The 18742-nt window shown below is 26.2% G+C and carries 25 protein-coding genes and 2 pseudogenes; 16 read left to right on the forward strand and 11 right to left on the reverse strand.

The genetic code is table 4. The annotated features are described in order from the left end of the window. Nucleotides 1-2 precede the first annotated feature (2 nt). The 3 genes and pseudogenes from SPM_RS01560 (at nt 3) to SPM_RS01565 (ending at nt 2472) form a co-directional block, all read left to right on the forward strand. On the forward strand, nt 3-272 hold the full coding sequence (locus SPM_RS01560) for a hypothetical protein (protein ID WP_004027877.1): 270 nt from the start codon (nt 3-5) through the stop codon (nt 270-272). Continuing rightward, nucleotides 272-805 (forward strand): annotated as a pseudogene (locus SPM_RS06975) (spiroplasma phage ORF1-like family protein). The gene SPM_RS01560 and the pseudogene SPM_RS06975 overlap by 1 nt, the downstream one beginning before the upstream one ends. A gap of 122 nt (nt 806-927) precedes the next feature. Beyond that, complete coding sequence (locus SPM_RS01565) at nt 928-2472, forward strand: spiroplasma phage ORF1-like family protein (RefSeq protein ID WP_408640680.1); 1545 nt, start codon at nt 928-930, stop codon at nt 2470-2472. Between the two features lie 20 nt (nt 2473-2492). Here SPM_RS01565 and SPM_RS01570 read toward each other — a convergent pair whose 3' ends face one another. Next, nucleotides 2493-2930, reverse strand: a complete 438-nt coding sequence (locus SPM_RS01570) for a lipoprotein (protein ID WP_004027880.1) — start codon at nt 2928-2930, stop codon at nt 2493-2495. A 73-nt stretch (nt 2931-3003) separates the two neighbouring features. Between SPM_RS01570 and SPM_RS01575 the strand changes: the two are divergent. Next, nucleotides 3004-3987 (forward strand): annotated as a pseudogene (locus tag SPM_RS01575) (IS30 family transposase). Here the strand turns inward: SPM_RS01575 and SPM_RS01580 are convergent. Next, the gene (locus SPM_RS01580; protein ID WP_004027882.1) at nt 3980-4390 is read right to left on the reverse strand and encodes a hypothetical protein; all 411 of its coding nucleotides are present in this window, start codon (nt 4388-4390) and stop codon (nt 3980-3982) included. The pseudogene SPM_RS01575 and the gene SPM_RS01580 overlap by 8 nt on opposite strands. Beyond that, complete coding sequence (locus tag SPM_RS01585; protein WP_004027883.1) at nt 4380-5012, reverse strand: type II toxin-antitoxin system antitoxin SocA domain-containing protein; 633 nt, start codon at nt 5010-5012, stop codon at nt 4380-4382. The genes SPM_RS01580 and SPM_RS01585 overlap by 11 nt, the downstream gene beginning before the upstream one ends. Before the next feature lie 375 nt (nt 5013-5387). Here SPM_RS01585 and SPM_RS01590 point away from each other — a divergent pair, with 375 nt between their 5' ends. From SPM_RS01590 to SPM_RS01640, 12 genes are all read left to right on the forward strand, one after another. Then, complete coding sequence (locus tag SPM_RS01590) at nt 5388-5684, forward strand: hypothetical protein (RefSeq protein ID WP_004027884.1); 297 nt, start codon at nt 5388-5390, stop codon at nt 5682-5684. Beyond that, complete coding sequence (locus tag SPM_RS01595; RefSeq protein ID WP_004027885.1) at nt 5674-5889, forward strand: hypothetical protein; 216 nt, start codon at nt 5674-5676, stop codon at nt 5887-5889. Before SPM_RS01590 ends, SPM_RS01595 begins: the two co-directional genes overlap by 11 nt. Nucleotides 5890-6063: 174 nt before the next feature. Continuing rightward, a complete protein-coding gene (locus tag SPM_RS06640; RefSeq protein ID WP_004027887.1) occupies nt 6064-6231 on the forward strand; it encodes a hypothetical protein in 168 nt (55 codons plus the stop codon). Nucleotides 6232-6308: 77 nt separating this feature from the next. Then, complete coding sequence (locus SPM_RS01600; protein ID WP_004027888.1) at nt 6309-6518, forward strand: hypothetical protein; 210 nt, start codon at nt 6309-6311, stop codon at nt 6516-6518. Nucleotides 6519-6565: 47 nt separating this feature from the next. After that, entirely contained in the window at nt 6566-6748 is a 183-nt protein-coding gene (locus tag SPM_RS01605) for a hypothetical protein (protein WP_004027889.1), read from the forward strand. Beyond that, nucleotides 6748-6945 (forward strand): hypothetical protein, encoded by a 198-nt coding sequence (locus tag SPM_RS01610; RefSeq protein WP_004027890.1) that lies wholly within the window; start codon nt 6748-6750, stop codon nt 6943-6945. Before SPM_RS01605 ends, SPM_RS01610 begins: the two co-directional genes overlap by 1 nt. A gap of 73 nt (nt 6946-7018) precedes the next feature. After that, nucleotides 7019-8017, forward strand: coding sequence for a hypothetical protein (locus tag SPM_RS01615; protein WP_004027891.1), 999 nt, complete (start codon nt 7019-7021; stop codon nt 8015-8017). A gap of 2 nt (nt 8018-8019) precedes the next feature. Then, nucleotides 8020-8250 (forward strand): hypothetical protein, encoded by a 231-nt coding sequence (locus SPM_RS01620; RefSeq protein WP_004027892.1) that lies wholly within the window; start codon nt 8020-8022, stop codon nt 8248-8250. Beyond that, nucleotides 8244-8537, forward strand: coding sequence for a hypothetical protein (locus SPM_RS01625; RefSeq protein WP_004027893.1), 294 nt, complete (start codon nt 8244-8246; stop codon nt 8535-8537). The genes SPM_RS01620 and SPM_RS01625 overlap by 7 nt, the downstream gene beginning before the upstream one ends. Continuing rightward, nucleotides 8537-8776 (forward strand): hypothetical protein, encoded by a 240-nt coding sequence (locus SPM_RS01630; protein ID WP_004027894.1) that lies wholly within the window; start codon nt 8537-8539, stop codon nt 8774-8776. Before SPM_RS01625 ends, SPM_RS01630 begins: the two co-directional genes overlap by 1 nt. A gap of 102 nt (nt 8777-8878) precedes the next feature. Further along, a complete protein-coding gene (locus SPM_RS01635) occupies nt 8879-10336 on the forward strand; it encodes a spiroplasma phage ORF1-like family protein (protein WP_004027895.1) in 1458 nt (485 codons plus the stop codon). 267 nt (nt 10337-10603) lie between these two features. Beyond that, nucleotides 10604-10849 (forward strand): hypothetical protein, encoded by a 246-nt coding sequence (locus tag SPM_RS01640; protein ID WP_004027896.1) that lies wholly within the window; start codon nt 10604-10606, stop codon nt 10847-10849. 69 nt (nt 10850-10918) lie between these two features. Here the strand turns inward: SPM_RS01640 and tyrS are convergent, their stop codons facing one another. The 8 genes from tyrS to SPM_RS01680 form a co-directional block, all read right to left on the reverse strand. Then, a complete protein-coding gene (gene tyrS / locus SPM_RS01645) occupies nt 10919-12181 on the reverse strand; it encodes a tyrosine--tRNA ligase (RefSeq protein ID WP_004027897.1) in 1263 nt (420 codons plus the stop codon). 43 nt (nt 12182-12224) lie between these two features. Continuing rightward, nucleotides 12225-12731: a hypothetical protein gene (locus SPM_RS01650; RefSeq protein ID WP_004027898.1), complete on the reverse strand. Its 507-nt coding sequence runs from the start codon at nt 12729-12731 to the stop codon at nt 12225-12227. A 2-nt stretch (nt 12732-12733) separates the two neighbouring features. Continuing rightward, nucleotides 12734-13087, reverse strand: coding sequence for a hypothetical protein (locus SPM_RS01655; protein ID WP_004572327.1), 354 nt, complete (start codon nt 13085-13087; stop codon nt 12734-12736). Between the two features lie 132 nt (nt 13088-13219). Beyond that, nucleotides 13220-14449 carry a restriction endonuclease PLD domain-containing protein gene (locus tag SPM_RS01660; protein ID WP_004027900.1) on the reverse strand — a complete coding sequence of 410 codons (1230 nt, stop codon included), beginning with the start codon at nt 14447-14449 and terminating at the stop codon, nt 13220-13222. Nucleotides 14450-14643: 194 nt separating this feature from the next. Continuing rightward, complete coding sequence (locus SPM_RS01665) at nt 14644-15918, reverse strand: hypothetical protein (protein WP_004027901.1); 1275 nt, start codon at nt 15916-15918, stop codon at nt 14644-14646. 41 nt (nt 15919-15959) lie between these two features. Further along, nucleotides 15960-16982, reverse strand: coding sequence for a nicotinate phosphoribosyltransferase (locus tag SPM_RS01670; protein ID WP_004027902.1), 1023 nt, complete (start codon nt 16980-16982; stop codon nt 15960-15962). After that, nucleotides 16969-17598, reverse strand: coding sequence for a YtpR family tRNA-binding protein (ytpR, locus tag SPM_RS01675; RefSeq protein ID WP_004027903.1), 630 nt, complete (start codon nt 17596-17598; stop codon nt 16969-16971). Before ytpR ends, SPM_RS01670 begins: the two co-directional genes overlap by 14 nt. Before the next feature lie 2 nt (nt 17599-17600). Next, nucleotides 17601-18692: a M42 family metallopeptidase gene (locus tag SPM_RS01680; protein ID WP_004027904.1), complete on the reverse strand. Its 1092-nt coding sequence runs from the start codon at nt 18690-18692 to the stop codon at nt 17601-17603. Between the last annotated feature and the right edge of the window lie 50 nt (nt 18693-18742).

Genomic DNA, 18742 nt, shown 5'->3' on the forward strand with positions numbered 1-18742 from the left:
TTATGAAAAGTAAAATTTTAAAGTTTTTAAAAGAAAAATGATGAAAAATATTATTATATTTTTTGGTAATTAGTTTGGGAATGTTTGTACCTTTTCTTTATATTGATATTAAAGAATTTCAATTATTTTTGAGTAAATTTGGTTCAGTTTCTTCAATTATGTGTATCGGATATATAATTTTTTGAATTTTAACTGCTGCGGGAATTATTGATTTAATATTATGAATTAAGAAAAAAATTAATAAAGATATAGTTAAAGGTGGTAAAGAATAATGCGTAAGTCATTATCTTTATTTGCCATATCTATTTTAGGGATTTTAGGGTTAATTATTCCTTTTATTACTTTAACAGCATTCAAACCTTTAAATCAGCAAAATTATAATGTTAAGCAACAAGCAATCGGTATCAATGAAACTGATTTTATTAATACGATGTTTTTACGCAGTAGTTTCTTTGAAAATTGGTCTGAAACAAATTACTTTATTAACCCTACTTTAAAAACATCACAATCATTAACTTATAATTATAAGTTATAACTAGATCATTAAAGGATAATATTCAACAGGTATTTCATTTGATAAACCTAGTAATGATGTTATAGACTTATCAAAAATTGAGAAAGGAAGGATTAACAATAAAACGAAAATAAATTTTATGACGTTGATAACAATCAATTTTTACAAGAACAAGCTAATCTTCCTTATTTTTTTGCGAAATATCTTAATACAGTGGAAGCTGGGGGGGAATTAGAACAAAGTGTTGATAGTTTACAACACAACCACCAAAAAATCGAAATTGAAAAGTAGTTAATAATTCTAAGGAAAAATTAGAAAAAGAATTTAACTCAAAAAATAATAACTGATATATTTTCATTGCTAAAAGAGGAAAATACTATTCTATTTTACAAGGAAAAAATGATGGTATTAATATAAAATATGATAGTTTAGGAAACATTAAAGTACGATTTGAAACTATTGGAAGTGAAAATACAAATATTTATCGTTGAGATGGTTTAAATGAACCTCAAACACCTAAAATTGATACAAATACAGGTAAAATAATTTTTTATAATGATAATCAATATCAAAATGTTCGTTCTTTTTTATTAAAATATATTGATGTTATTGTGCAAGAAAATATTAGAGTTCAGCAAGGCGGAAATCCAAACTATGATGATCCAAATTTAAGTAGTCAAAGAATTATTTTTGATTTTGAAATTATTAATAATTTAGATAAAACTAGTACTGGTATAATTTTAACTAAAAAGTCAATTTATCGAATGATTTTAACGATTGATGAACGAAAAAATATTATTGCTGGTAGTTTAGAGTTAACACACCTTAAGCAATATTGGAATGGATATGATTATAATAGTTATCGGTATACTGATGATTTAGGGTTTTTATTTTCTTTTATGAAAGATAAAGAAAATACATTTAATTTTAGTGCTGAAACATATAATTATTATCAAGGTAATACTCCTAATACTGGTAAATATATTTTTGAACAGATGAAAGGACAAATTGATATTAATAAATTTTTAAAAGCATTTTTTGCGCATGCATTGGTGCCAGTATTTCAAAATCGTAGTAATTTTATTGAAAGTGGTTATATTGATAATTTACAATATGATACGATTTTAATTAACTTTTTTGGTTTAAAGTTAGTTAATTTTAGAGATGTATTAATTGCAGAAAGTAATACTAATAAAACTCAATTTGAAAAGTTATTAAATAGTATGTTTAAGGTTTCGCAAAATTTTTATAAGGATTATTTACGAACCATTTTTGATTTAGAAAATAATACTTATGTGCAAGGTTATAACAAGAAATATGGTTTATTAGCGAATAATGGTTTTAAAATTTATCCACGATATTTTTATTTTTCTGATAAATATAAGCAATTAGATATTAAATTGTATTCAGCGTTTAAAAATCGATTTTATAGTACTAATTATGGTAATGTATTTAATTATGATTTTTCCGTTGCAAATGATTATAATATTAATCAAAATGAAGGTTATGTTTTTGAAGGTGCTTTAAAAAACAAATATGGTTTAAAATATAAAAAAATTGAAGAACAAAAAATTGGTTATAATGTTTTTGAATTACAAGCGCAAAAAGAAAATGATATGTATCGTTATTATGATTTTAATTTTGGTATTTATAATTGACAAGAAATAAATAATGGTGGATTATTCCCTGATGGACAATGATGACAAGCACAATATGAAAGTTGTAGTTGATATAATTTAGCGTGTCATATAAAAAATGCTGCAATTTGAGTTGTAAATAATATTCCCGGTGTTAAACAAGTGAATGAATTAGCAAGTGGGGTTGGTAAAATTTTTCAAACAATATATAGTTTTTTTAATCAAACATTTGAGGTATGAAAATTTAGTCCAGCACTATATAATACAATAACAAATATATTCCTATTAATTATTTTTATGAAATTTGTGAGATTAATATAAAAAAGGACTATTAAGTCCTTTTATTCTTTTCAATCTGTAATTTTACCTGTATTTGTATCAATTTCGGGTGTTTGAGGTTCATTTAAACCATCTCAACGATAAATATTTGTATTTTCACTTCCAATAGTTTCAAATCCTACTTTAATGTTTCCTAAACTATCATATTTTATATTAATACCATCATTTTTTCCTTGTAAAATAGAATAGTATTTTCCTCTTTTAGCAATGAAAATATATCAGTTATTATTTTTTGAGTTAAATTCTTTTTCTAATTTTTCCTTAGAATTATTAACTACTTTTCAATTACTATTTTCTGGTGGTTGTTGTGGTTCGGGTTTAGGTTCTGGTTTATTACCCCCCCCGTTTTCATTGTTATTTGGTTTTTCACAACTAATTAATGATGTTGTGCTTGTTGCTGTTAATCCGATTGCTCCCAAAATACTTAATAACTTTTTCATTTTTAACTTATTCCTTCCTTTATTAAAAATATGTAATAATTATAACAAAAAATTTTAGAAAAGGTATTTAATAATGAATTATAAGCATTTCAGTATTGATGAACGTGTTATATTAAGTCAGTTATTAGTATCAAAACTATTTCAAAAGAAAAATGGCAAACCAAATTTATTTAAAATTTCTAAATATATGGAAAGAAGTGTCTCTACAATTTGAAATGAAGTTAAACGTTTTCAAAAGTTAAAAGAATATAATCCTATTAAAGCTCATAAAAAGTATCTTAAAAATCGTAAAAAATCAGTTAAACATATAAAATTTTCATATCAACAATTAATGTGATTAGATGAAAAATTTAATAAATTTCATTGATCCCCAGAAATTATTTGCTATGCATATAAACGTGAATTTGGTATCAAATTTCCGGTGTGTTTTAAAACTTTATATAAGTATGTTTTTCTTGGTTTATTTGGTTTAAATAAACGTAATTTGTATTTTCACGGTCGAAAAAATAAAAGTAAACAAAATATTGATAATCGTGGTAAATTAACTAGTTTTAGAACTATTGCAGAAGCTAAACATAATAAAAATGAATTTGGTTGATTTGAAATGGATACAATAGTTGGCAAAGATTTGAAATCTGTATGTTTGGTTTTAACTGAACAATTAACTAAATTTGAAATTGTAAAAAAATTAAAAGATAGAACACCAAACGAAGTAATTAGAGTTATTAAAAGTATTTTTAAAACTAATATCTTAAAGAAAATAGTTAAAGGTATTATAACTGATCAAGGTAAAGAGTTTTCAGAATGAAAACAAATTGAAGCTTATATTGGTACTAAAGTTTATTTTTGTGATAAAGGTAAACCTACTCAAAAACCTATTGTAGAACGAATTAACCGGGATTTAAGGCATTGATTTCCTAAAGGTATTGATTTAGATATTTATTCATAACAATATTATGATGAAATAGTTAATATTATTAATGAAAGACCACGACAGTGTTTAGGTTGGAATTCAGCTAAAAAATTGTTTGTTAATAAAATTCAAAATTTTATTTAAATTTATTTATTTCTATTTGTATTAATGGATGAAAAATTCGTGGTATAAATTTTGAATTTAAGCAAGCTTGTAAAATTTTTTTTCTATATTTATCATGAATATTTTGACAATAAATACTTTTATAATTGAGGCAATTATTTTCTTTAATTATATGAAAGTTACTTTTACTTCCGTCTAATCTAACATAACAATCTTTATATAATTTTGTATCTGGTCTACCATTAATTTTAATTACAAGCTTTTCATATTCTTTTGGTTTTTGTGTAGTAAGTCTTATTACATGAATATCTTTGTCATCTTTAAAAATTGGTATACAAATTGAAGGATGAGGTGCTCCTGTTTCGGTTGTTGTCATATCTGCATTATCAATAAGGAATGAAACTATAATATTATTAATTTCCATTTTTTTTGTATCCTAGTTCTTTATACAATTTAATAATTTCATATGTTTCATCATCTTCATTTTTTGATATGTCTAATGCAAAATCAAAAATTATTGATTTCTTTCCTTCTTGTTGAGCTTTAGTTCATGCTTGTTTTCATGATTTCATTTTTAAGTGAGTATCTTCACTTAATTCTCCAACTTTATTAAAGGAAAAAATTCAATTAACTGCTTCTTTTAATAAAGGTTTTTCAACGTCTGAAAAGTAATCTAAATTTATGAATTTTTCAGAATTCAAATCTTTTAAATAAAAAATTTTAGTTTTTGAATTATTATTATTTATATTTATATTTTTGCACATAAAATAATTGAATTTACAATTTGGATTATTATCAATATAGTCCATAAAACTTCCTGGAACTGGTCCATTTTCTAAAGCTATAAAATCAGTTCTAAAAAAATGTTCTCCATATTTTTGCGCCATTTTTCATTCTAAAAATGACATAAATTTTAAAACATAAGTTTTATAAATTGTACGATTAATTTTATTTGCTTCAACTAGTAAAAATAAAATAGACATCTCAATTTTTGTTGCTTGTATTTTAGAAATATCTAAATATTCTGCTAATTTTTTATTTATCATATTATGCTCCTCCAATTTAATATTAATTAATATAATTATACATCGTTTATGTCTTTTTATGTTATTTTAATATATCAATTATAAGCAAATAAGTTATTATTAAATTAATAGATTTGTTGAACTTCATATTACAGTTTACATTATTTTGTCAATTTTATTAAAAAATATGTTAATATAAAAGTATAAGATTTTTTTCTACTTGCATTTACAATTTTCAAATAAAAAAATTTTGTTTTTATATAAGTAATAATATATAGGGTATTATTGGTGTTATTTTTAGTTTAATAGTATTAATTATATTTAAGTTTTAAATTTTTAAGATGTTTAGGAATCTTTTAAGTAATTTAATTAAATTATTTAAAGGAGAATTATGTTATGAATGAATTTTTAGTGCAGTTGATAGAAGTTGTAACGGGCAAAATTATTAAAGCAGATAATGGTACTGAAAGTGTATGAGATAGTTATACTTTTCGTCCTGTTGTTAGATTAGAAAATGGTACTGTTAAAGGTACGAAAGATTTATCTAAGTCAAAATGGTTTAAGGTAACAGATGAGAATTATTTAAAATTAAAATCTTTTTTAATTGATGGTAATTTGTTTTTAGTTTCTCTTAAGTGAGATGGAAAAATTGATTTAGTAAAACCTTATGAGGTTTTTGATAATGGTCTCTAAATTATATTTTGAACGGTTTGATAAGTTAGTTACTACAGTTGATAGTTGTTTGTCTGTTAAATTACCTTTGATTGTTTTAAGGAAAACTTTAAAGTTTTATCTTAAAAAGCAAAATGTTAAAATTGATTCTTTAACTGATGATAGTTTTGAGTTGTTATTACAACGTTGTAAAGATTATATGTTGAAGGTGGAAAGAGAGAATTAAAATGTTTCAGATTATAGCATGTATATTTTTATTAATTCCGTTTATTTTTATTGCTATTTATTACTTGATTGGTCTTATTAATATTTTTAAAGTAAAAAAACCTAGTACTGAGGTTAGGTTAGATAAAAAAATACTTAAGTTACGTAGAGAAATAGATAAGGTAGGTAATAAATAATGTTAATTTTTACTTATACTTTTATGATTATTACTATGTTTGTAGTTTTAATGTTTTATATAATTGATACTATATATAGATTTATTGATAAATCGGTTAATAAAAGAATTAAAGAAAAAAAAGAATTATTGAAAAGTTTAAAAAAAGAATTAAAAGATAAAAGATAATAGTTCTTTTGAGGTATTTAGTAATACCTTTTTTAGTAGGTAAGATTTTAGGTTATTGTTATGGGAGGATTAGATTTATGTTATTTTTGGCAAATACAGACCAAGGTACTGGTAATATAATGCAAGCCATAGAGGCATGAGCAGAAAAGTTAGCGCAATGGATGACAGCATTTACAACTTGATTTTTAAATTTTTTAGGTTCAAATGCTATTTTAATTATTCCAATTGTATTGATGTTTGTGGTTCTTGGAGTTGAAACTATTCGCAAGTTAATTCACGGATATTAAAATTTTCTTACCTACTAAAAAAGGTATTACGTAGAGAGGTGTGTTTTATGTATTTCTTAACAGATATTCCAGATAAAACTGTTTGAGATATGTATTATGAGTTTTTAACTATTATTTTTGGTGTTGATTTTCCACCAGTTATTGCTTATATTTGTTTTGTTTCATTTTTATTGTTTATATTTGGAATTTTAATTTGAATATTTAGAGTTATTTTTAGGGGGTTTTATTAATGCCTTGAAGTTATTTTTTAGATCAAGTTTATAAAGGTATTTTTCAAATTTTTGCGTTTATTCCACCTGATAAATTGGATATGAATTATGGTGTTGAATATTATGTTGTTATGATTGGAATTTGACTTGTTATATTTTTCTCAATTTGATTAGTGTTATTTTTAGTTTATAAAATTTGTAGTATTATTGGAAATTAGTAAATTTTTTCCACGGTAACTGGTAAAGCTATTGTGGAATTTGGTAATATTTTTCCATTTGGGAGGTTTTAGAATGTTGAATTTTCATAAGTGAATTAAAAATTGGTTTATTAATAATTGATTTAATACTTTGGTTTATTTTGTTTGTAATTTTTTACTTTTATATAAACCATTAGGTAGTAATTGGTTACGTATAGTTTTTTATATTGTAGTTTTTGTTGTTGATATTATTTATATTTTTGTTATGCTAAAAGATTTAAGAAATCAGTTACGGTTTTTTAAAACTATGAAACAATCGCCTTTAACTTATGTTATTGGGGCGTTAGGTACTGGTAAAACAATGTTAATGTCTCATTATATTATTAATTCTAAATATGAGGATAAATTTAGTAATTATCCTGTTTTGGATAATAATGTTGCTGTTGGTGGAATGGATATGTTGGATTTTAAAAATTTTAAAATTCCTCTTCCTTATTCTGATTCTAATTTAGTTGTGTTGGATGAAATGGGTTTATATATTGATGCTAATAATTATAAAGGTAACATTGCTAAAAGTTGGGGTGGAACTATTCCAACATTTATCCTTGCTCGGCAGATGTCTATTAATTTAGTTTTTGTTGCTCAACGAGAGGGACATCATTGAGTAGAATATAGAGAGTTAGCAACTGGTATGTTGGTTCCTTTAAATTTAAAGAGACCTTTAGTTTTAAAAGGTATATTTAGATGTTTAGTTTGAATATTTCCAAAGTTTAAAATACAAGTTGGTTTTTTTGATGACCAAGATAATTACACAATTTGAAAACAAGAGAGTGTTAAGCGTTCTGCAAACGGAAAAAAGGTTAAGTTAAAAAATGCAGCTGCTATTGGTATGCAACATTTTAAGTTTCAAATATCTTTACTCGATGTTATGCAGTATGATACTAAGTTTTTGTCTTTTGTTAAAAATTTAAAAAATGATTTTGTTGTTGATAAAAGTTTAACTTATTGAGATATGTTAGATTTAAATGATGTTAAGAATATAGAAAAAATGGGATTGCGTAGATTGCAAAAAGAGTTAGGAGTTGATAAATAGTTATGGGAAGACCATTAAAATCTTTCAATATTGAATATAGTGATAGTGGTTATATTGTTAGAACTGATTGTTTGTGTTGTGGTAAAAAAGATTTGGATGTATTTCAATTTATAGATTTTATTTATGAGTGAGGCGATGGTGAATATGGTGGTGAATATCAATCTTATCCATTTTGTAATGATTGTATAGATAGATTTCATAAAAAAATGAAAGTTGGTGATTATGAATGTTAGCGGAAGTTTGAGATGAAGCATTTTTGGTTGTTGTTAATTATTTTATGAAAATAATGGATTGAATGTGGACTTTGACTTTACCAGCAACTCAAATTCCGCTTTATGTTTTATGGATAATTGGTGGAATTTTAGGAGTTGTGTTTAGAGTTTTGGGTTCAAGTCCTCAATTATCTACTATGTCAAAAAATACCACATCTGCTATGTCTACTGGTTTAGGTTCATTGCGTTTAAAAGAAAGTAAGCAATTTGAGCGTACTAAGGCAAATTCAAAAGGGGATTCTGAATAATGTTAAAGTTAATTGTTTTTGGTGTTCTTGGTATTATATTAGGTTTTACTTTTGTAGCTAATATATTTGCTGCTAGTCAATCTGCAATTGAAATTATTAAGACTTGGTCAGAGAGTAATAATGCTTTTTATAATCTTGTTTCTCAATTGTTTATTTTGGCAACTCATCCGATAATGCAATTGTTTTTGGCTTTTGGTATGTTGTTTATTATTATTCGGGTTGTTTTTGGGTTTATGTAATATGATAACTTGATTTTGATTTGTTCCTACTGTTTTAGTTTATATTTTATTGTTATCTGTAATTCAGTTGATTAATTTTATTTTGAGAAAGAGGTTTTAGTTATGCGTTTTAGAATTTTTATTTTTAGTTTTATAGGAGTGTTAACTTTTGCTTTAACTATGCCTTTTGTTTATGTTGTTTCTAATGTTGCAGTTTTAAGTAATCAAGTTAAATTATATGATCGTGTTTTTCCTTCTGATAAATATGTTACTTATGATAAAGTTAGCGATTATGAAACAGAAAAAACTTTAATGTTGCGACAAGATTATTTTATGCAAGATATTAATTATGTTGATTTTGCTGTTGGTTTTGGTATTTTTTTTGATGGTACTAGATTAAATATTAAAAATTGGGTATCAAGTTTTTTATCTATTGCTTTTTTTTATAAATTAAATTTTAAGATATTTTCTTTAATGGGTAATGCAAAAAATTATATTAATTTAGATTTTAGTTCTGATAATCATAAAGTTAAATTTGATATTGTTGTTCAGTATCCTAATGAAAATATTTATTATAAATTTTTATTTAATTATTCTCAATATGATGATGTTTTAGTTAAATTATTTGGTGCTTTGTTTGAGCCAGTTGTTATTAATCAAAGTATAGAATTATTTAATGGTTTAAGGTTATCTATTAGAAATGATTTTGTAATGCAAGATTATTCTTTTATTACTGATGAAAATAATAAAGTTAATGAATATTTGCTAGAAAGTAATGTTTTTGTTAAATCTTATACTTTAGAACAAGTTAAAAGTAAATTTTTAAATACTTTATTTAATTCTTTTGTATCTTCTGTTTTTGATTTAAACCAAAATACAAAAATAGGGTTTGAATTATTTTATGAAAAAGTTGAAGGTATTAAATTTAATAATTTTGGAATGTTTTGATATGTTAAAAATGGTTTTTATTTGTATCCAAATTCTTTGTATTTAGATTTAGAGGGTGGAATTAAAGATTTGGAGTTTCGTTTTTATAAGTTATCTTTATTTAAGCGAAATGTTTATCCTAATACTAATGTGGCTTATTTATATGGTACTGGTACAGAAGAAAATAAATCAAAATGAACTTGAGACCATCATATAAATGGTAGTTTGTTATCATTGCCTATAAAAGAAAATTTTGGAAATGGTTTTTCTTTTAATTATGTTGATGTTGTTGCTTGAAATACTGATAATGCTGATTATCGTATGTATTTAGATACTTTTAATTTTAGTTTGTTTAATTGAGATAGTTGAAATAATATTGTTAATGGCGGGGATATTTGAAAAGCAAAATATAATTCTTGTGCTTGATATAATGTTTTTTGTCATTTAACTAATGGTATAATTTGAGCATTTAATAATGTTTATGGTATTAAGGAGGTTGGTAAATATGTTAATGCTTTAATTAATACTATGCAAAATGTTATTTCGCTTTGGGATAATGTGTCTCAGTATTATGCGTTTAATGCGGCATTTCAGGCGCTTATTGGTGCTGTAATTACTTTGGCGTTGTTTAATGGTGTTTTGAGGTATTTATAGTTTTTTATTTAGTTTTTTTGTTTTGTGTATATATATTCCGAGGTTTATCCTCGGAATATATATACATGGGGGAATGTCGCGTAGCGACAGGGGGCGGAGTCCCTTACTTGTTATAGTTTTATTAAAAGTATAAGATTATTTTCTCCTTACATTTACAATCTATAATTTTAAAAAAAAAAAAAAAATCTAATATTTTTAGGCTAAAATAATATTAAGTGTAATTTTACACATATTGAATATGAAAAAATTCAAAGAAAGGTCACAAGTATGAAAAAAGGTCAAAAAAGAAAACTAAAATTATGACATAAAATTACAATTTGGGGAATCTTAAATGCTTATGCGTTATCATTATTAATTGCTGTGTTTGCTTTACCACAAACACCTTGACATTGTCGTTTATTCGCGTTTATTAATATTTTTGTTATATTATTAGCACAAGTAATTTATTATACTCGTCTTTATTTTAAAAATAAAAAGAAAGCAACTAAAAATAAACCTATTAAATTACAATAATTTAAAAAAAATAAAAAGAACACATTATTCCTAACAATAGCATTATTTAAATGGAAAAGTGTTCTTTTTTTATTTTTTGTTAGTTGTAAGATAAATTAAATGATATTTTCGTTTTCCACGACGAATAATTAAATATTTATTAAATAAAAACTTATCTTTTGCTACAGTTCAAGTTTCTTCTTTAATAATTTGACCATTAATAGTAATTGCACCTTGTTCTAAAAACTCACGACCTTCACGTTTAGAAGTAACAATTTCTGCTTGTATTAATAAATCAAGAAGTGGTAAATTAAAGTTTGTTAAATGAAAATTAGGTAAACTGTTATGAAGTTGCTCTAACTGTTGTTCTGATAATTCATGTAAACTGCCTTTAAATAAGGCTTCACTAACAATTTGTGCTGTTTTTAGTCCTGCTGCTTGATGAACAAATAAAGTTACTTCTTCTGCTAATTTTTTTTGTACAATGCGTTGTGCTGGTTCATTTTGGTGCGCTGTTTCAAGGGCTATAATTTCTTTTTCAGATAACATTGTTAAATAACGCAACAATTTTGCTGTTTCTTGGTCATCTTGATTATAAAAGAATTGATAAAATTCATAGGGTGATGTTTTTTTTGAATCTAATCAAACTGCCCCTGATTCTGTTTTTCCAAATTTTGAACCATCAGCTTTTGTTAATAAATTCATTGTCAAACCACAAGCTAAATTATCTTCTCCAATTTGTTTATAAATATAATCTGTTCCGGAAGTAATATTGCCTCATTGGTCACTACCACCAGTCTGAACAGCACAATCATAATTAATATATAATTGATAAAAGTCATAAGCCTGTAATAAAGTGTAAGCAAATTCAGTATATGATAAACCAACTTCAATTCTAGTTGCAATATTTTCTTTTGCTAATAAATAACTAATATTAAAATCTTTGCCAACATTTCGCAAAAAATCAATCAAGGTCATTTTTTGTAATCATTCAGCATTATTAACCATTTTAATTTTTACACCAATTAATTGGTTCATTTGTTGACTAATAGTTTCAACATTATGTTTAATTGTTTTATCATCTAACAATACTCGTTCTGCTTTTTTCCCACTAGGATCACCAATCATTCCTGTTCCACCACCAATAATAGCAATTGGTTGAAATCCAAACATTTCAAAACGTTTTAATAACATAATTTGAATTAAATGACCAACATGTAACGAATCACCGGTTGGATCAAAACCACAATAAACTCCTTTTTTTAATTCTTGCGCTTTTAATAATTTTGTTTCATTAGTTACTTGCTTTAATAGTCCTCTTCATCTTAATTCTTCTAAAATATTTTTTACCATCATTTATCTCCTTTGCTATTTAAAAAACTCTAAATTATTAGAGTTATTTCTTATCCACTTTTGAATCTTTTTTAATTGGGGCTGGCTTTCCTTCTTCAATAATTTTTTCAGAAATTGATGCTGATGTTTTTTTCAAATCTTCAGTTACCTTAATTCCAGCATCAATTGCCGAAACTGTTATTTTCGCTAAATCTTTTGCTACTGCACGCACATTTGGTGATTTTGCTGCTGCTTTAATTAATTTAACTGCACCACTATCAATTTTCTTTAATGTCTTATAAGCCATTTCTTTTGTTGAAGCAGAATCTAAAATTTCCACTGCACCTTTGACATTTTTAATGTGTAATTCAATATCAGCTGCAACTTCATCTGATTCTATTCCTTGCGATTTTTCTCATACAATCTCAATTTTATTAACCATTTTTTTAAGTTGTGGATTATATTTTTTAACTAAATTAATGAAATCTTGTCGTAATTCTGAGCCTTTTTTCGGAGCAATTAACATTCCTACTACCATCACTGCCAATGTTTTAACAAATTTAAATGCCATAATTACTCCTTCTCATCAGAATTAGCAAAATCTTTTAATTTATCAACAATTCGATAGGCAATATCTTTATTACGAGCAATAATTTTCACTCATGCTTTAACATTTCGTTTTGCAAACGCTTCAAAAACATCAATATAATTTGAAACTTTAACAACGGTATCAACAGTAGAATTTAACATTTCTGATTTATAAGTTAAGTCTTCAACAAAATAATCAAATTTCTTAGCAGCAATTGCAACTTTTCGTGCAGCAATAATACCATAACAGCAAAAAACAATTGCTAAACATAATAAAACAATGATTAAAATTGTCTGTGAAATTAATAAATTATCATTTGTTGCTAACATATATATCATTCTTTTCCACCCTTTTTCTAATCGTATTAAATATTACTTTTATATTATAACTTATTTTATAATTTATTTTAAATAATATTAGAATAATTACTTAACTTAATAAAAAAGATTTAACAAGTTAATGCTAAATCTCTAATTTGCACAAAAATTTTTAATTCGCTGACTTGGAGGTGTTTTAAAGGCACCAACCACATTACAAATAAGATCATTTTTTCAATCTCGTTCTGACAATGACATTTCAAATAAAATTTCACGAAAAGGATGATCTTTTTTAGGGTCAAGGCCAAGGCCATTTGTACTAAAATTAGCACTTCCTGATCAAAAAGCTAATATTTCATTATGCGCATTGTATCACACATATAATTTAGTATGCGTTTTAGGTTTAGTGTACTTAATAAAATCAAAATCAGAAACATTAGGTTTCGGATGTTCACGAATAATATTTAGTCGATTAATATTTTTTTCATCTTTTAATAAAATTCTTTCATCGTTTGGATTATATCCAGCACTAGTATTACCAATAAAAAGATCTAAACTAATATTATCCTCTGCAGTTTCATCTAAATATCGTTTAATAACATTAGTATCACCATCACCAGTCAACACTAATAATCCTGTTGCTGTTTTCATTTTTGCATTTGCTCTATGCGCTTTTACAATCTCATTAAATTGGCTTTTTTCTTTCAGCACATTCACTTCTGACTGATAGGTTGCTTTATCATTAACATCAAAACCAGTACAATTTTGTTGATACAAGGCATTAATTCGTATGGTATTAATTTGTTCTGTTGCAGAAATCCCTCCACAAAAGATATCACGCCCAAGTCCTTTATAATTTGTAATATTATATAGAACTTCTTTATAAGATGGAACTTTTAATAAGGCAGATTCTGAAAAATTACCACTACCCGTAAAAGAACGAATAATTTCTTTTTTATCATTAAACCAAAAATACGATTTCATATGTGATAACCTATTAGGTTTATCAATAAAATTAGCTTGTTTATTTAAATTATTGTGTGAAAATTCTTGGTTATATTTTGCGACACGTTCTTGTTCATTTTTTGTACGACCTGCAGCCATATAACTACGAATAATATCAACTGAAAATTTACCTTGAACACTTTCAAATAGATACTTTTCGACAAGAGATGTTCCAACAAATCCATTAATAAAAACAACATGTGCAGTATCATTTGGTGTTTCTTTAATCATTTCTCATATTTGGCTTTTTTCTGTTTCAAAATCACCATTCATATTTTTAATGCCAAAAATAATACCTGCAATAACTCCTGTTGTTGCTAAAACACCAAAAATTGTTCCTCCAATTATCATTGTTTGTTTTTTTACTTTTGTATTCATTCAATTAATTCCTATCTTTTTGTTAAATTATTTAAGCAAATGTTGCTTCATAATTTGATTCATATTGATATTTTTTAATATTTATTATCCTTTTTTATAATAAAAGTTTTAACAAAAAAATAGCAACAGTGAAATTGTCTGATTCCCCTATTCATTCTTTTAACTGCCCTATTAGTTTTTTACAGTCTCTTTACCTATTCATTATTATTTTTATTATCAGTTTGAATATCATTAATCTGTGTTTTAATTCGTTCACGACGTTTTGCCTCTGCTTCTTTTGCTGTTTGTTCTTCAATTTCTAACATTCGTGATAAATAAGGATTACGATTAGTATGATATTCTTTAACATGCTCCATCTCTGGTTCAGAATCACTATTTCGTAAATCATGCAATTTCTTATGATATCCTGATGTATTTTGTGATAATGGTTTTGGACGGCGAAGAAACTGATTATTTAAATTATTTTCTTGTAAATTAAGTAACGTTTTAAATCTGACCGCTCCCGCTTTTGTTGAATTATGTTGAATTAATCGACAGCGTTGTTCTAATGGCATATCTTCAGAAAAATTATCATCAATATGATAAGCTTCAGCAACTGCTTTTCGAATTTGCTCATTAATTTCTCTTTGCTCTTCAATTCCTTCAAACATTGCAGTTTGCTCATAAGCATCGGCATTTTGTTCTGGCATTGGATTACGAATTTTTTCTTTAATTTGTTCTAATTCTACTTTTAACTCAGCTGTTCTGTCGCCAAAGATATTTGTTCCACTTTTTCGTGGCTTTAATAAAAATGATACCGTTTGTGCTGTTGGTTCAGATAATTTATTTTTCGTTTTTAAAGTTGACGGAATAATTTCTTTGTTTGTAACGGGGTCATATTTTCGAAAATATGGTTCAATTTTAGTTTTATCTAAAGATGGAATTTTTTCTTCAGTAATATGAATTTTTGCTAACTCCGCCTTCTTCTCACTCACCTGCTGATCAATAACATCCTTAATCGACGTTGACTCTAAATGCACAGGATGTTCTTCAACAACATACATCTTTGCTAACTCCGCCTTCTTCTCACTCACCTGCTGATCAATAACATCCTTAATCGACGTTGACTCTAAATGCACAGGATGTTCTTCAACAACATACATCTTTGCTAACTCCGCCTTCTTCTCACTCACCTGCTGATCAATAACATCCTTAATCGACGTTATGGGTTTATTTTCTTTTTGTTGTTTAGATGAATGCGACATATTAGTTTTAAATTCATCAGCTCCATCTAATTTTTTTCCATATAAAGGTGAAATAACTTCACACAATGACGTTAAAGGAGATTTATTCTTATTATTCTTATTATTATTCTCAAATATAATTTTTTCGTTTTCTTTTTGATGTTGTTTTCGTTCATGTTTTAAATGAGGATAAGCATCATCATGATTATAATAAGACTCTATTTTATGGTTTTTATTTTCACTCATCATGAAAACCCCCTTTATTTACATATATTATAAAACATTTCTTATTTTTTAACTAGTCGCTTTGAAGCAATATTACTTCGTCCAACTTTCGCTTGATCAACACCATTTAATTGAACAGCATCACCAGTAAAACCAATATTAATTTTTGCCAACGATTCACCAACTCCATAAATATCAACAGGAACACCTTCTTTTTCAAAATCTTGGATTTTTTGCGTATTAAATCCTGATGAAACAATAATTTTAATATGTCGATATCCTGCTTTATTTAGGGCTTGACGCAAAGCACGAATTAAGTGTTTATTAACACCATTAATTTCACTAATTGGATACTTATCTTCTTTTCCAAGAAAATATTTATCAATTAATGATTGAGAAGTATCAACACGAACTGCATATAAATTTGAAAATGCATCTGCTACTTGCAAGGTATCAGTAATAACATCATTATTATAATCAACTAAGGCCACTAATTTATCAGTTGGATAAAACTTTTGATAAGCTTTCAAAGCTGCAATTAAATCACCATTAAAAGCTTGGATTAAAGCATGTGGAACAGTCCCAATAGGTTCATAATTACCAACTAATTTTGTTACTTGTGCCGTTGTAACAAAATTAGTTATTCCACCGATTTTAGCAGCATAACCATCATTTTCTTGATTATAATAATAATCACTGCGATCATTCATATATATCACTGGCTTATTATTAGCTGCTTGTAATACTCGATAACAATTTGTTGCAATACTTGTTTGTCGGGCCAAAATTCCATCAATAATACCCTCTAAATGACCAAACTGATAATAATGCCCAGTTACTTTTAAAACTGGTTCATTAGCTTGAATTAAATCGCCATCTGTTAATGCAGTAATTTCTAAACTTTCTGCATTAAAAGCTTCCGTTTTTAATAATTCAACACACTCGTTAACGCCTGCTAAAATAACATTTTCTTCGCGTTGAAAAAACTGCATTGTTATTCAATCATTTGGTTTCTCATTTTTTAAAATATTCGCTGTTTTTAAAAAATAAATTGCACTATAATACCCTGCCTTAATTTTGCCCATTATAATATTCCTTTCAAAAACTATTTCCAAGGTGATATTGCTGATTTGATAATAACATAATTTTTTTACCAATAATAGTAACTGGCAATCCTAATTCTCGTTCAGAACAAAGCATTCCATTTGAAATAACTCCTCGTAATTCACTAGGAACAATTTTTAAACCTGATGGCATAATCGCCCCAACACGTGCAACAACAACTAATTGGTCAATATCACAATTATCAGCTCCACAAATAATTTGTTCAGTTGACAAACCAATATCTACTTGGCAAATATTTAATTTATCAGAATTAGGATGTTTTTTGCGTTCAAGAATTTTACCAACGATAAATTGTGGTTGTTGATTAATATTATTAAAAGAATAATCTTCTTGTTTAAAAATAGTTCCTAACTCTGCTAATAAATCATAATTATCATTATTAATACCTAACTTTAAAGGTACTGTTAAATGCTTACTAGCATTTAGCAAATTAAACCCGCAACATTGGTGATCTTGATTATAAAATAAAACATAATCATTATTAATAACATACTCAACCTTATCAGGTGTTGATTCATATCCAATCAAAACATCAAAGCCTTGATTATAAAATAAACCAATTGTTTTTGTTCCCATTTTTACTCCTTACTACTTCAATTAAATTCTTTAATTTTTGCTGCATCTAAATCTTCAATAATTGTTGTTACTAACTTAATTGTTTCATTAAAGTCATCTAAATCTATAATACCACTAATTGTATGCAAATTACGAGCAATTAAACACGCTTGAATAGTTGGAATACCAACTGTTGTCAAATGAACCGCTCCAGCATCAGTTCCTCCTGGCGAAATATAAAATTGATATTTTATTTCATGTTCTTTCATCAATTTAAGTTGATATTGAATTAAATCATAACGTGTAATATAGCCATTATCCATCCCACGTAACATGACACCTTGCCCCAATTGACCAAAAGTTGTTGTTGATTCATAATCTTGTCCTGGTGAAACATCAGTTACAATTGCAAAATCAGGATTAATTAATGTTGTTGCTGTTTTAGCACCTCGGATTCCAACTTCTTCTTGTACACTAAAACCAACGTATAAATCATAATCTAATTGTTTATTTTTAACTTGTTCTAAAACTTCTAATCCTAAAATAACACCCATTCGGTTATCAATTGCTTTAGATAATAATCGTTTATCATTTAAGAAAACCGTTGGTCCTTCACAAATGACAAAATTTCCTTCTCGAATTCCGGCACTATAGGCTTCTGCTTGTGAAGAAAAACCAAAATCAACTAACATATTAGCAATTGGGGTTGGTTTTAGCCGAGCTTCTGGTGACAGTAAATGCGGCGCAATTGCTGAAATTGCACCAGTCAAAAATGTCCCATCATCTTTTAGCAACTTTACCCGCTTGGCTAATAATGTTTGCTCCCAAATGCCTCCTAACGGATTAATCCGGACGAGACCTTTACTATTAATTTGACTAACCATAAAACCAACTTCATCACCATGTGCCATTAACATTACCTTTTTCGGATTTGTGATTCCTTTTTGATTTCGAATTACAGCAAAGCAACTTCCTAAATTATCTTGAATTATTTCTGAAGTATATTTTTGATAATATTGTTTTAATAGTTTAACAACTTGATGCTCACATCCAGATGGCCCAAATGCTTGTAAAATAGTCTCATACATTTTTTTCTGTTCAGTAGTAATTTTCATTGTTATCTTCCTTTCATCCTTGAAATTATTATATCAAAGTTTATAATTAA

This window comes from Spiroplasma melliferum KC3, from assembly GCF_000236085.2.
Taxonomy (GTDB): domain Bacteria; phylum Bacillota_I; class Bacilli_A; order Mycoplasmatales; family Mycoplasmataceae; genus Spiroplasma; species Spiroplasma melliferum.